Here is a 13,311-nt window from a genome sequence, read left to right as displayed (position 1 = left end):
TTATTTGGCGTCCAGAAATGCGACGATCGCGGCGGTCGTCGCCGCTGGCTGTTCTTCCATCAGCCAATGTCCCGAACCGTCAATCACCGACTGCTGGACATTGGAAAAGGCGCCCTGCGCAACGGCCGCCATCGTCGGCCCGAAGGACTTGGCGCCGCCGATGGCCAGCACCGGATTGGACAGCTTGCCCTTCGCCATAAACGCACGGTTGTCGATCACGTCCTGATCGAACGCGGCAAACTGCGCAAAACCGGCGTGCATCGCGCCGGGCCGGGCATAGAGCGCGGCATAGTGCTGGCGCGAAGCCTCATCGAAATGCGCCGGATCGGCCGAGAATTCGTTCCAGAAACGGTCGAGATAGATCCGCTCGCGCCCGGCCACCAGCCGTTCCATATCCGGTCCGCCGAAGCGGAAATGCCAGAGCATCGGGCTCTTGAGGATCTCGTCCCACGGACCGACGCCGGGGATCGGCGCGTCCATGAGCACCACCTTGCCGACGCGCTGCGGGTTTTCGGAAATGAAGGCGAAGGCGACCATGTTGCCGATGTCATGGGCGACGACATCCACTTTGCCGACCTTCAGACTATCCAGCAGCCCGGACATGTCCACGCCCTGCGTCTTCTTGTCGAACCCGCTTTCCGCCCGGGCCGAAAGCCCCATACCGCGAAGATCGGGGATGATGACCTGATGGTTGCGCGCCAGCGCGGTTGCCAGCGGGCCCCACATGTCGCCGCTTTCGCCATAGCCGTGGATGAGCAGCACCGCCGGGCCCTTGCCGCCTACGCGAACATGCAGGGTAGTGCCGTTGGTGGCGATGTCCTTGACCGCGAAACTGGCGGGAAGCGGCACGATATCGGCCAGCGCCGGAGTCGCCGTGGCAAGCAATGTGGCAGCGGCAACGACAAGAAATTTCAACATCCTGTTCTCCTGTGACATCGCCCGGCGCAATCGGCCCGGCATACATTCGATCTGGGAAAGGGTCTGGACGTCTGGCACCGTTCGCGGCGCAGTAATGCGGACTATCTACTTCGCTTGAGACACACCTCAGCGGGCCGTGAAAGATCCTGTTTGTCGCTACGGCCAGAAATGGCCGCATCTTGTTCTTGAAGGATAGCCGCCAAATGGCCCCGACCGGCGGCGTAGTCGGCGCGACTGTAAACCAGATCCGCACCGCGAGAAAGCATTCGTGCATATCTGGCAGTGACATACGGAAGATTTCTCATGCCGCCCTGACATCGCGCTGCCCGGCAAGGACCAGACGCGCGCAAACGCGTGATCTTTTCCATTTCATAGAACGTATACAGAGGTTTTATCGGGATTTTTCCAAACCGGGTTTCCTCATAGTGTCCATTTACCGCAGCAAACGCAGCGACTTACACCTTTTTACCGGCCCTCCCAGCAAGGATCAGCATCATGGCATATGTGACCACCACCGACGGCACCCGCATCTTCTACCGCGACTTCGGACAGGGCCGTCCGATCGTCTTCTCGCACGGTTGGCCGCTCAGCTCGGATGCCTGGGACGGCACGATGCAGTTCCTTGCCAACAACGGCTTCCGGGTCATCGCGCATGACCGCCGCGGCCACGGCCGCTCGGACGCCAGCGCCACCGGCAACACCATGGATACTTATGCCGACGATCTGGCAGCGGTCATCAAGCACCTCGATCTGAACGATGCGATCCTTGTCGGCCACTCGACCGGCGGCGGTGAAATCACCCGCTACATCACCCGCCACGCCGGTTCGAACGGCACCGGCCGTGTCTCCAAGATGGTGCTGCTCGGCGCGGTCACGCCGCTGATGGGCGCGGTGAACGGCAATGACGACGGCGTGCCGATCGAAGTGGTCGACGGTGTCCGCAAGGCGCTCATCGACAACCGCTCGCAGTTCTTCCTCGACTTCCCCGACGTGTTCTTCGGCATGCACAAAGAAGGCGCGCCCAAGAGCGAAGGCTGGCGCATGGACTTCTGGAGGCAGGGCATGGCGGCCGACATCAATGCACTTTATGCCTGCGTCGAGCAGTTCTGGGCCTCGGACTTCCGCGAGGAAATGAAGCACATCGAGATCCCCGCGCTCGTCATCCACGGCACCGGCGACGAAGTCGTGCCCTTCGAGATCACCGGCAAGCGCGCCGCCGAAATCCTGCCCAATGCCACGCTGATCGCTTACGAGGACGCCCCGCACGGCTTCCCCAAGACGCATCAGGACCGCCTCAACGCCGACCTGCTCGCCTTCGCCCGCGACTGACGATCATCTTGGCGAGCAGGCCTGCCTGCTCGCCAAGCCACTCAGACCAGCGTCACTTCGCCGCGCGCCTGCAAATCCTCGGCCACCGCATCGATGCCCTGCCCGATACCGCGCGTGAGTGCGGCGGGAAGCGCCACGGCAAACCCGCGCGCGATCAGACCGTCTGCCGCCCAGCGAACGCAGTAGTCCGCCGCCACGCCGACCACCGTCACGTTGCGCACGCCCGAAGCGGCCAGCCGCGCGAAGAACGCGTCGCGGTCCACGCCTTCTCCGCCGCCGAGCGGACAGATCGCGATCCCCGGCTCCGCCCACATGTCGAACACGCCTTTTTCCAATGCATGCACCGAAATCGCCGGATCGATGAGCGCGGGATCGAGCACGGTTTCCCACCCCGCCGTGCCGCGCACGCAGTGGATCGGAAACGCCTCCGCCTCCGGCGAACCCACGTAGGCTTCCGGCACATGGGTATCGAACGTCATCAGCACGCCCGCCGTATCCTGCGGATCGAGCGCCGCCAGCCATTGCTGCATGGGCGCGACGATTGCCTCGGCATCCGGCACGGGCAGTGCGCCCAAGGCCATCACGAAGTCGCGCTGCATGTCCACCACGATCACGAAACCGGCCATCGTCACGACTCCCTACGCTGAGCCCATTGACTTATATTCAAATCGCGAATAAGTAAAGTGCAACCTGAACATAAGGGTGCATCATGGCTTTGAGCGAAGCCGAATTCCTGACGGGATACGATCCCGGCGCCTATGACCGGCCTTCGGTTGCGGTCGACCTCGTGCTGATGTCGGTGATTGGCAGAGCCCCCGCGGCGCTGCTGGTCCGGCGCGAGGAACCGCCTTTCGCCGGCCGCTGGGCGCTTCCCGGCGGCTTCGTGCGGATGGACGAGGGTCTGGACGAGGCCGCGCGCCGCGTGCTGGGAGACAAGGCGCACATGGCGGGCGCCTATGTCGAACAGCTCTACACATTCGGCGCCGTGGACCGCGATCCGCGCACGCGGGTCATCTCGGTGGCCTATTTCGCACTGCTTCCCGCCGACTGTTTCGCCGCTGCGCTGAAAGCCGACAGCAGCCTCTCCCTCGCCCGTATCGCCGTGCCGCGCACTTCGGGAGACGTGCCGGGCGAAGCATGGAGCGAGAACGGCACACTCCCCCTCGCGTTCGACCACGCGCAAGTCCTTGGCCTTGCCGTGCAGCGTCTGCGCGGCAAGATCGACTGTTCGCCGGTTGGTTTCGCGCTCCTGCCCGAGCGGTTTACCCTGCGCGCCTTGCAGGACGTACACGAGGCGATCCTGGGCGTGCCGCTCAACAAGCCGGCCTTCCGCCGCCGCATGCTCGACCGGGGCTGGCTGGAGCCGACCGGAGAGCGCGAGACCGGCTCCTCCTTCCGCCCCGCCGAACTCTTCCGGTTTCGCAGTCTTCCCATTTCCGGCTGAACAGGTTTCCCATGGTCTATACCGACATCGCCACGCGCACGTACAACCACAACTGGCGGCTCGATCCGGTCGTGCGCAGCCTGCTCGATACCGATTTCTACAAGCTGCTGATGTTGCAGATGGTCCGCCAGCTTCATCCGGACGTGCACGCGACGTTCGAGCTGATCAATCGCACGAAAAAGGTCCGCCTTGCCGAGGTGATCGACGAGCAGGAGCTGCGCGCCCAGCTCGATCATGCGCGCTCGCTGCGGTTCGGCAAGAAGGAGCTGATCTGGCTGGCGGGCAACAGCTTCTACGGCAAGCGGCAGATGTTCAGCCCGGATTTCATCGCTTGGCTCGCCACGTTCCAGCTTCCCGAATACGATCTCCGCAAGGTCGACGGGCAGTACGAACTGCGCTTCCACGGCCCCTGGACGCACACGATGATGTGGGAAATCCCGGCGCTGGCGATCATCAACGAACTGCGCTCGCGCGCGGCGATGAAGGGACGCGGCCGTTTCGAGCTGGACGTGCTCTATGCACGCGGCAAGGCCAAATTGTGGGAGAAGGTGGAACGGCTCAGCAAGCTGCCCGACCTTGTCATCTCCGACTTCGGCACGCGCCGCCGCCATGGCTTCCTGTGGCAGCGCTGGTGCGTCGAAGCGCTGAAAGAGGGCCTTGGCGAGCGTTTCATCGGCTCCTCCAATGTGCTGCTGGCGATGGATGCGGATCTTGAGGCAATCGGCACCAATGCCCACGAACTGCCGATGGTGCTCGCCGCGCTGGCGCCCGACGATGCGGCGCTGGCCGAAGCGCCCTACCGCGTGCTGCGCGACTGGCAAGACCACTATGCCGGCAACCTGCTGGTCGTCCTGCCTGATGCGTTCGGCACTGCCGCTTTTCTGCGGAACGCGCCTGCATGGGTGGCTGACTGGACCGGCTTCCGCCCGGACAGCGCGCCGCCCATCGAAGGCGGCGAGCAGATCATCCGCTGGTGGCAGGAACAGGGCCGCGACCCGCGCGAAAAGCTGCTGATCTTCTCGGACGGGATGGACGTGGACAGCATCGAGGCCACTTACCGCCACTTCCACGGCCGCGTGCGCATGAGCTTCGGCTGGGGGACCAACCTCACCAACGACTTTCGGGGCTGCGCGCCGTTCCAGACCGACGGGCTCGACCCGATCTCGCTAGTCTGCAAGGTGACCGAGGCCGAGGGGCGGCCCGCCGTCAAACTGTCGGACAACCCCGCCAAGGCCACTGGCGATCCGGCCGAGATCGAACGCTACCTGCGGGTCTTCGGAGAGGCGGGACGTCAGGCCGCCGAAGTGACGGTCTGACGCCCGGCCCACCGATCAATCTGCGGCGATCTGCTCCAGTTGCGCCATCACCTCGGGCGTGAGTTCGAGTTCGGCTGCCGCAAGGTTCTGCGCAAGGTGCGCCGGGCTGGAGGTTCCGGGAATCGCCAGCATGTTGGGCGAGCGTGCCAGCAGCCACGCCAGCGCCAGTTGCAGCGGTGTCGCCTCCAGTTCCGCCGAAAGGTCCGAGAGGGCCTGCGACTGGATCGGCGTGAAGCCGCCGAGCGGGAAGAACGGCACATAGGCAATGCCCTGCGCCGCTAGGCTATCGACCAGCGCCTCGTCCGTGCGGGTGACGAGGTTGTAGAGGTTCTGCACGCAGACGACCGGGGCGATGGCCTGTGCTTCCTGGATCTGCGCGGCGGTCGCGTTGCTCATGCCCAGATGGCGGATCAGGCCCTTCTGGCGCAGTTCCGCCAGCGCGGAGAACTGCGCCTCGATCGATCCCTCGCTGGGCGCATGGACATCGCCCATGACGCGCAGGTTCACCACATCGAGCACGTCGAGCCCGAGATTGCGCAAGTTGTCGTGAACCGCCTGACCCAGCTCCGCCGGGCTCTGCGCGGGCATCCATGAGGCGTCCTCGCCGCGAACCGCGCCCACTTTGGTGACGATGACGAGATCGTCGGCATAAGGATGAAGCGCCTCGCGGATGATCCGGTTGGTTACGTGGGGTCCGTAGAAGTCGCTGGTGTCGATGTGGTTGACGCCGGCCTCCAGCGCGTCGCGCAGCACGCGCACGGCGGCGTCATGGTCGCGCGGCGGGCCGAAAACGCCGGGGCCCGCGAGTTGCATGGCGCCATAGCCCATGCGCCGCACGCTGCGATCGCCCAGAACGTAGCTGCCGGCCTTGCTGATATCGGTCATGTACGGATGTCCTTGGATGCACGCACGGGCAGCAGGCGTTCAAGAACCGCCTGCGCCGCACAATAGTGCCTCCGTCCCACCCATCAAATAGGGCGAAGAGAAGCACCTGGTCAAGACGCGCGCGGCGCCAATCCCTCGGCAACCGGAATCCGCACCGGCGCGGCGCGGCCGAGCAGCAGGATCATCGCTGCCCCGGCCAGCACCGCACAGCCGACGATCACCAGGAACGTCTCGTAACCACCCGTACGGGCCAGCGTATAGCTCAGCAGCGCCGCGCCCGCGGCGGTCGAGAACGACATCGCCGCCGTCAGCAGGCCAAGCGTCGAACTGTAGATCTCGACGCCGAAGTGGCGGGCAACGAGGAAGGCGACAATGTCACCCTCGGCACCGAATGCGAAGCCGAGGCAGAACACGGCGGCGGTCAGGACCGCCGGCGCGTCCAGGCTCGAGGCGATGATGAACAGACCCAGGCTTGGCAGCGCGAGGCTGACGAAAGACACGAAATAGGGCGGGAACCGGTCCAGCGCGACGCCGGTGACGAAGCGCCCGGCCAGCATGCCCACCGACACCGTGCTGAGCATGACCCCCGCGCCTTCGCCCGTAACGCCGTTGGCCAGCAGCAGCAGCTTGAGCTGAACGAGGATGATGGTCTGCGGCAGATTGCAGAGCAGCATCGCCCCCAGCAGGATCCAGAAAGCGGGCATGCGGAAGATCGCCGGATAGTCCTCACGCGCGCGGCGCTTGGGCGCCGCCGTGCCGGACTTTGCGGGCGCGCTGCTGGCAGGGATCAGCAGGAATGTCGCCAGACCGGCAATCGCGGTGAAGATCGCCACCGCCTGATAGGCCGCACGCCAGCCGTGAAGCTCGACATAGTCGTTGAGCAGCGGCGCGATGACGATGCCCGCCAGCGCCGGGCCGGACGCGACGATCGCCAGCGCCAGACCACGCGCGTTCTTCACATATTGCACCGGCAGGCGCGTGTAGACGGTGGACGTGGTCGTCACGCAGATCACGCTCTGGACCGCGAAGATCACCATGTAGACGCCCAGCCGACCGTCCATCAGGCTATAGGCCAGATAGACCAGCGGCAGCACGACCTGCCCGATCAGCGCCGTGCGGCGAACGCCGAACAGATCGGTCAGCCGCCCGATGAACGGAAAGACGAACGACATGATCAGCGCAAGGCTGCCCACCATTGCGAAATCGGCCTTCGACCAGCCCACGTCCGCCACCAGCGACGGCGCGATGGTGCTGGTGATAACGCCCACCAGCGACATGCCGCTACCCATGCCGATCGTTGCGGCCAACAGCGGTCGCCAGTTACGGCGCAGCTCACCCAGATATGTCATTGCATCCTCTCGCGGCCTCAGTGCAGTGCTGGTGCCAATTCCCGTAATACCTCAAGCGCCGGCGCCATATCGAGGCCGGCTCCGGTGATCGCCTGAATGCAGACATGGTCCGCTCCGGCGGTGAAGTGTTCGTTCACGCGCGCGGCGATGGCCTCCGCATCGCCCCAGGCGAACAGCGTATCGATTAGGCGGTCGCTGGCCGACGCGATTTCCTCGTCAGTAAAGCCCAGTCGCCGCCAGTTGTTCTGATAGTTCGGATAAGTCTGGTAATTCGCGAGCGCCGCGCGGCCGATGGTACGCGCGCGCTCGGGATTGGTTTCGAGGATCACGCCCTGCTCGGGCGCGACCAGCCTGTCCGGACCCACGGCTTCGCGGGCAATGGCGGTGTGAGCGGGCGTCACCAGATAGGGATGGACGCCGCGCGTGCGCGCACCTGCAAGTTCCAGCATCTTCGGCCCCAGCGCGGCAAGACAGCGCGCCTCGGACGGCAGGCCGGCTTCGTCCAGCCGGTCGAGATAGTCCCGCATCACCGCAAGCGGCTTTGCGTAAGCCTCACCCACGATATGCGCATGGCTCACGCCGAGGCCGAGCAGCACGCGCGCACGCCTGTCTTCAGGCAAGGCCTTCCACCAGTCGGCAATCTCTACGGGATCGTGCTTCCAGATATTGAGGATTCCGGTCGCAATCGTCGCGCGCGTGGTGGCGTCGAGGAGATGGTCGATATCGCCGGTAATGTCGCCGCCAATGCCGCCGGGCACCCACAGCGCCGAATAGCCCAGCGCCTCAAGTTCCGCAGCGGCGGCACTCGCCGCGTCGCGATCTCCGAAACGCAGTTCGAGCGACCACACGCCAACCCGGCCGATTCCAGCCGTCATCGCGCCAGATCCTTGACCGTAACGGTGCCCCGAAGCGCGGCATGCTCGCGAGTCTCAGCGTCTCCGATCGCGGGAAATTCCATGCGTACGACCTTGTCCGGTTTTTCGCCTTTCGGCGTCAATGCGTGAGCCTAGCCCACCATCGGCCCGATCCCGAAACGCCGGGGCGTTATCGCGCGGGAAGTCGGAACCGCTAGACCGCCCGCTTGGCGATGCCGATGAAAAGCAGGATGCCCAGAACCGACATGATCGCCGCCATGACCAGCACCGGGCGGCCGAGCCGGAATTCGCCCACTTTCTGAAGATCCTTCAGTGTCAGCCAATAGCCGAACGAGCCCAGAAGGATCGCCGTGACGCCCAGACCCGCCAGCACCAGCCCAGCGGTCTGCGCGCTTCGGGACGAGGCGATGGTCCCGGCCTCCGCCATCGACTGCAAGACCTTGTAGATCGTGAAGCCGAAGCTGAACATCGACAGCGCGGTTCGTATCCACGCCATCAGCGTCCGGTCCGCCGCCATGACCGTGCGCAGCTCGCCCAGATCCGACGGGCGCATGGGCTTGTGAGCGGACTCCGTCATCGCGGTTCTCCCCGCAGTGAATTCGTCCGGTGGGCACGGCCTTCGATGATCTTCATCGGACACACGGTGGCGGGCATCGTTTCCTCCTTCGGAGACGAAGGAAAACTAGCGACAAGGCAGCGCGCTCCCATCGGTATAAACCCTCGGTCGCGCGGGACGCGAGCACCGAGGGCCTAGCCCAAGGCAGGCGCGATCTCTATCGGAATGCCAGTGTAGCGCACCATCCCGGTCGTCCGGTCGACCTCGCTGGTACTGGTCAGGAGATTGACATTGGCCGTCTCGTGCCCGTGCGGGATCGAGGCGACGCCGGGGCGGATCGTGTCGCTCACATTGGCGGTCAGCACGATTTCGCCGCGCGTCGTGGACACGCGCACGGGATCGCCATGCACGATCCTGTAGGCTTCGGCGTCGCGCGGATGGAGAATGATGTCGGCCGGGCTGCCCAGGAAACTGAGCGCGGCATTGAGCTTGCGCCGCTGACGCCGGGAAATGAAGCACAGCGGGTGCGCGCGCCCGATCCGGGCCTCGTCGTCTTTCAGCAACGCGTGCCAGGTAGCCACGAGAACCTCGGGCGCCAAACGCCAGCCGCCCATGCGATCGACATGGTCGTCCACCCATTTTCCGGGGAATTCCAGCGGTTTCGTGATCGCGCCCTCGCGCGCGAGTTCGTCGAAACCGGCGCGCGCATAGGGCATCAGCGATGCCAGCATCGCATCGTCCGCCCCCGCGTCGAGATCGCTGGCAGGCACATGCGGAGCGACGGGCATGCCAGCGCGCTTCATGAGCTGCGCGATCACCCACCACGCCGAGCGCCGCTCCCCCTGCGGCGCCACGACCGGCGGCGTGTAGAGTAGCGAAACGCTGCCCGCGAGCGTATCCCAGAACGAGATATCCGCCCGCTCAACCTGATCCTTGGTCGGCAGGACATGGGTGGAAAGCGCGGTCGTCTCGTTGGCGATGATCTCGAACGTGACATTAAGGTCCAGCGTTTCGAGATTGCGCCGGAGCAGATTGGTATCGGGAAATGAGCGCAGCAGACTGCCGCCGAAGTTCATCATCGCCCGGATATTTCCGGCGGCGATCTCGCCCGGCAGCGCGGCGCAGGGCCAGTCGCCGATCATCCCGTTCACTTCCGGCATCGTCGGTGCGCCGGGCGTGAAGGGATGCTCCATCACCGGGAGTTCGAAACTGTCGTAACAGGTGATGAAGCCGGGATGGAACCAGGCCCCGCCCTTGCGGTTCATACGGCCCGTCAGGATCATCAGCACCCAGGCCAGCCACTGCGTGACATTGGCGGAATCCGCCATCGTCACCCCGGTACCGGTCTCGACCACGACATGCCCCTTGCGCCGGATCGCCGCAAGCAGATCGGCCAGATCCTCCTCCGGCACCCCCGCGATAGCCGCCGCCTTCGCCCGGTCGAACCCGGCGAGTGCCGCGCGCAGTTCCTCCTGCCCCTGCACCGGCTGCGCAAGGTCCATCGGCCCGCCATCCAGAATTTCGCGCACCAGCCACGCCAGGATCGCATAGTCCCTGCCCGGATAGGGTGCGATGTGGCGGGTGGAGAACTTCGCCGTCTCGGTGAAGAGCGGATCGATCGTCCAGACCTCGCCCCGCTTCGCCGCCGCGCGGATCGGGCCTGCCGGATTGAACATGCCAGTGTTGTGGCCGTGGCTGACCATGGGATTGACGCCGACATAGAGCAGCATCTCCACATCGTCGTTGTCGGTCTTAGGAGAAAGGCCGGGGAAGCCGCCGACCATGGTCGCCACCAAGACTTTGGCTGTGCCATCGATGGTCAGCGGCGAGAACTTCGGCGCCGTGCCGAGCGCCTTATGGAAGGCATCGACCATGTGATAGCCGGAAGCATCCATGCCCAGCCCGCTGCCGAAATAGACGCCCACCGCGCCGGGGCCGTGCGCATCGATCACCGCGCGCAGCCGCTGGGCGATGTCGTCCAGACATTCCTCCCAGTCCACTTCCACCAGCACGCCCTGCTTGCGCATCATCGGCCGGGTTATCGCATCGGGATGGTGGTGAATGCCGCCGAGCGCGCGCCCCTTGGGGCAGCTGTAACCCTTGCTGAGCGGGTGGTCCCGGTCCGCCCTGACCTTGACGATCCGATCGTCTTCCAGTTCCACCACCATGCCGCACTGATTGGTGCAGACGCGGCAATAAGTACGCTTGCTGCTGGTGTCCTGCACGTAACCTCTCCCGGCTTTGGCAGCATGCGAAGCCGCATCGACGAACGCGATTCCGCATAAGTGGTCAGTCGGCCACTTAGTGCATCTTGTCAACGCCCGGGATGATGGATAGGCCGTCCGCAATGGACAAACCGATCGTTCCGAAGCGCCGCAACCTGGCCGCGACACAGGAGCGCATTGTTACCGTCGCCGCCGCGACGTTTGCACGGCTCGGCTATGCGCAGGCCAGCCTGCGCGAAATTGCGGAACGCGCCGACGTGGCGCCATCGCTCATCAGCAAATACTTCGGCACCAAGGCCCGCCTGTTCGAACATGCGCTGATGCATGTGGTGCGGGCCAACACGGTATTCAGCCAGGAAAAGGCCGGGTTCGGCGAAGCAATGGCCCGGCTGATCCCCGATCGCAGCAATGCCGACATCACCGTGATGCTGGTGCTCGCGCTGGCCCATCCCGAATCCCGCGAAGTGGCCATGCGCGTCTCGCGCCGGGAGATGATCGAGCCGCTGATGGAATGGCTGGGCCCTCCCCATGCCGCCGAGCGCGCGATGGACATGTTCGCGCTGCTCAGCGGCTTCGCGATCCAGATGCAGGGCCTGCACGAGGGGCCGATTCCCGAACACTCGCTGCGCTGGCTGGCGCGATCGCTGCAAGCCATCGTCGATGGCAGCGGAGACGCCGCCGACGATCGCTGAGCGCCGCCGAAATTTCCGCTCTACATCAACAACCCACGCCGCCTCATGGTTAATCCGGATGCACAGGCCCGCCGGATAGGGACATATGCTGAGATAGTCACCGGGACCGCCAGGAAAACGCCATGCGAAAGAGCCCGCCAGCCGACCTTACCCGCAGCGAACTCCGCCGTTCGGGCCGCCTCCGTATCGCGGCCCTGATCCTCCTGACGCTGGCCAGTTCCTGTAACCAGAAGAAATCGGCCACCCCGTCCGAACAACAGAAGCAGGAGCAGGCCGTCAAGGACGACGTTCCGCGCTCCGAAGTGGCCCTTCCCCCCGAATTGCGCTCCCTAGTCGACAAACCCTTCACCGGCGACCTCGACGAAATGATCAAGCGCCGCATCATTCGTGTGGGCGTCACCTACAACCGATCGTTCTACTTCATCGACAAAGGCTCCCAGAAGGGATTGTCCTACGAATACATTACCTTGATGGAGGACCGGCTCAACAAGCTATACGGGCCGCCCAAGAACCCGGAAGTGCACGTCATCCCCATTCCGATGCAACGGGACATGCTGCTCCCGGCCCTGCGCGACGGGAAAGTGGACTTCGTCATCGGCCAGCTGACCACTACGCCGGAACGCCAGAAACTGGTGGACTTCACCGATCCGACGCGCCGGAACGTCAGCGAACTTCTGGTCACTGCGCCCGGCACCCCGCCGGTCCGTTCGCTGGAAGACCTGTCGGGACGGCAAGTCTTCGTGCGGAAGAGTTCCAGCTATTTCAACAGTCTGGAAGCGCTCAACCAGCGCCTTGTGGCGCAGGGGAAAAAACCGGTCGACATCAAGGCGGCGCCCGAGACGCTTGAAGACGACGATATACTCGAAATGGTCAATGCCGGCCTCGTCCCCGCGACCGTGGTGGACGACTATCTCGCGAATTTCTGGCATCAGGTCCTGCCCAAGCTGGATATTCACAAGGATATCGCCTTGCGGACCGGCGGAAATCTGGCCGTCGCCGTGCGCAAGGGCAATCCGCAGCTGCGTACCGCGCTCAACGGCTTCATCGCCAAGGACGGCCTCAACTCCGTCATCGGCCGGGTGCTGAGCAAGCGTTACCTCCAGAACACCCAGTTCGTCACCGACGCGACATCGACGGACCAGCGCCAGAAATTCCTGTCCATGGTCGATCTGTTTCGCAAGTACGGCAGCCAGTACAAGTTCGATTTCCTGCTGATGGCCGCGCAGGGCTATCAGGAGTCCCACCTCAACAACGATGCCAAGAGCCATGTCGGCGCGATCGGCGTCATGCAGCTCATGCCCACCACGGGCGCCGAGCAGGAAGTCGGCGACATCCGCAAGCTGGAGCCGAATATTCACGCCGGCGTGAAATACATGCGCTTCATGCGCAACCGTTACTTCGAAAATGAGCCGATGGACGATCTCAACAAGGGACTGTTCACGTTCGCCGCCTACAACGCCGGCGCCGGCCGCATTCGCCAACTGCGCCAGATCGCCGCGGAGCGGGGCCTCAACCCGAACGTCTGGTTCGGCAATGTCGAGCGCGTCGCCATGGAGAAGATCGGCGTCGAGACGCCCACTTACGTCAGCAATATCTACAAGTACTACATCGCCTACCGCCTCGTTCTGGACGAACGCACCCGTCGCGACGCGGCCAAGAAACAACTCGAGAAGACGCTGCACTGAACCCGACTGCCCCGGCGACGCCTCCACCGCCGGGGGT

The 13,311-nt window shown here is 64.5% G+C and carries 12 protein-coding genes; 5 read left to right on the top strand and 7 right to left on the bottom strand.

What is annotated here, in order from left to right; translation table 11 throughout:
• The gene (locus tag AC1VVK_RS20795; protein WP_482906644.1) at window positions 1-918 is read right to left on the bottom strand and encodes an alpha/beta fold hydrolase; all 918 of its coding nucleotides are present in this window, start codon (window positions 916-918) and stop codon (window positions 1-3) included.
• 495 nt (window positions 919-1,413) lie between these two features.
• On the opposite strand from AC1VVK_RS20795, the gene AC1VVK_RS20790 reads away from it, so the two are divergent.
• A complete protein-coding gene (locus AC1VVK_RS20790; protein ID WP_482906643.1) occupies window positions 1,414-2,247 on the top strand; it encodes an alpha/beta fold hydrolase in 834 nt (277 codons plus the stop codon).
• 41 nt (window positions 2,248-2,288) lie between these two features.
• Here AC1VVK_RS20790 and AC1VVK_RS20785 read toward each other — a convergent pair whose 3' ends face one another.
• Window positions 2,289-2,873, bottom strand: a complete 585-nt coding sequence (locus tag AC1VVK_RS20785; RefSeq protein ID WP_482906642.1) for an isochorismatase family protein — start codon at window positions 2,871-2,873, stop codon at window positions 2,289-2,291.
• Between the two features lie 83 nt (window positions 2,874-2,956).
• On the opposite strand from AC1VVK_RS20785, the gene AC1VVK_RS20780 reads away from it, so the two are divergent.
• Both AC1VVK_RS20780 and pncB read left to right on the top strand, forming a co-directional pair.
• A complete protein-coding gene (locus AC1VVK_RS20780) occupies window positions 2,957-3,691 on the top strand; it encodes an NUDIX hydrolase (RefSeq protein ID WP_482906641.1) in 735 nt (244 codons plus the stop codon).
• An 11-nt stretch (window positions 3,692-3,702) separates the two neighbouring features.
• Window positions 3,703-5,007: a nicotinate phosphoribosyltransferase gene (pncB, locus tag AC1VVK_RS20775; protein WP_132385954.1), complete on the top strand. Its 1,305-nt coding sequence runs from the start codon at window positions 3,703-3,705 to the stop codon at window positions 5,005-5,007.
• Window positions 5,008-5,022: 15 nt separating this feature from the next.
• Here pncB and AC1VVK_RS20770 read toward each other — a convergent pair whose 3' ends face one another.
• From AC1VVK_RS20770 to AC1VVK_RS20750, 5 genes are all read right to left on the bottom strand, one after another.
• Complete coding sequence (locus AC1VVK_RS20770; RefSeq protein ID WP_482906640.1) at window positions 5,023-5,892, bottom strand: aldo/keto reductase family oxidoreductase; 870 nt, start codon at window positions 5,890-5,892, stop codon at window positions 5,023-5,025.
• 110 nt (window positions 5,893-6,002) lie between these two features.
• The gene (locus AC1VVK_RS20765; protein WP_482906639.1) at window positions 6,003-7,241 is read right to left on the bottom strand and encodes an MFS transporter; all 1,239 of its coding nucleotides are present in this window, start codon (window positions 7,239-7,241) and stop codon (window positions 6,003-6,005) included.
• A 17-nt stretch (window positions 7,242-7,258) separates the two neighbouring features.
• On the bottom strand, window positions 7,259-8,116 hold the full coding sequence (locus tag AC1VVK_RS20760; protein ID WP_482906638.1) for a TIGR03620 family F420-dependent LLM class oxidoreductase: 858 nt from the start codon (window positions 8,114-8,116) through the stop codon (window positions 7,259-7,261).
• A 193-nt stretch (window positions 8,117-8,309) separates the two neighbouring features.
• Window positions 8,310-8,693 (bottom strand): YidH family protein, encoded by a 384-nt coding sequence (locus tag AC1VVK_RS20755; protein ID WP_482906637.1) that lies wholly within the window; start codon window positions 8,691-8,693, stop codon window positions 8,310-8,312.
• A gap of 173 nt (window positions 8,694-8,866) precedes the next feature.
• Entirely contained in the window at window positions 8,867-10,897 is a 2,031-nt protein-coding gene (locus AC1VVK_RS20750; RefSeq protein ID WP_482906636.1) for a molybdopterin-containing oxidoreductase family protein, read from the bottom strand.
• A gap of 122 nt (window positions 10,898-11,019) precedes the next feature.
• Here AC1VVK_RS20750 and AC1VVK_RS20745 point away from each other — a divergent pair, with 122 nt between their 5' ends.
• Complete coding sequence (locus AC1VVK_RS20745) at window positions 11,020-11,589, top strand: TetR/AcrR family transcriptional regulator (protein WP_482906635.1); 570 nt, start codon at window positions 11,020-11,022, stop codon at window positions 11,587-11,589.
• 122 nt (window positions 11,590-11,711) lie between these two features.
• On the top strand, window positions 11,712-13,274 hold the full coding sequence (locus tag AC1VVK_RS20740) for an MltF family protein (RefSeq protein ID WP_482906634.1): 1,563 nt from the start codon (window positions 11,712-11,714) through the stop codon (window positions 13,272-13,274).
• Window positions 13,275-13,311: the final 37 nt, after the last annotated feature.

The organism is Novosphingobium sp. BL-S-32 (assembly GCF_056857055.1).
This window is presented reverse-complemented; position numbering and strand designations above follow the sequence as displayed.

Coding starts and splice junctions, on each gene's coding strand:
- AC1VVK_RS20795 (WP_482906644.1), bottom strand. CDS start 918: ATGTTGAAATTTCTTGTCGTTGCCGCTGCCACATTGCTTGCCACGGCG.
- AC1VVK_RS20790 (WP_482906643.1), top strand. CDS start 1,414: ATGGCATATGTGACCACCACCGACGGCACCCGCATCTTCTACCGCGAC.
- AC1VVK_RS20785 (WP_482906642.1), bottom strand. CDS start 2,873: ATGGCCGGTTTCGTGATCGTGGTGGACATGCAGCGCGACTTCGTGATG.
- AC1VVK_RS20780 (WP_482906641.1), top strand. CDS start 2,957: ATGGCTTTGAGCGAAGCCGAATTCCTGACGGGATACGATCCCGGCGCC.
- pncB (WP_132385954.1), top strand. CDS start 3,703: ATGGTCTATACCGACATCGCCACGCGCACGTACAACCACAACTGGCGG.
- AC1VVK_RS20770 (WP_482906640.1), bottom strand. CDS start 5,892: ATGACCGATATCAGCAAGGCCGGCAGCTACGTTCTGGGCGATCGCAGC.
- AC1VVK_RS20765 (WP_482906639.1), bottom strand. CDS start 7,241: ATGACATATCTGGGTGAGCTGCGCCGTAACTGGCGACCGCTGTTGGCC.
- AC1VVK_RS20760 (WP_482906638.1), bottom strand. CDS start 8,116: ATGACGGCTGGAATCGGCCGGGTTGGCGTGTGGTCGCTCGAACTGCGT.
- AC1VVK_RS20755 (WP_482906637.1), bottom strand. CDS start 8,693: ATGACGGAGTCCGCTCACAAGCCCATGCGCCCGTCGGATCTGGGCGAG.
- AC1VVK_RS20745 (WP_482906635.1), top strand. CDS start 11,020: ATGGACAAACCGATCGTTCCGAAGCGCCGCAACCTGGCCGCGACACAG.
- AC1VVK_RS20740 (WP_482906634.1), top strand. CDS start 11,712: ATGCGAAAGAGCCCGCCAGCCGACCTTACCCGCAGCGAACTCCGCCGT.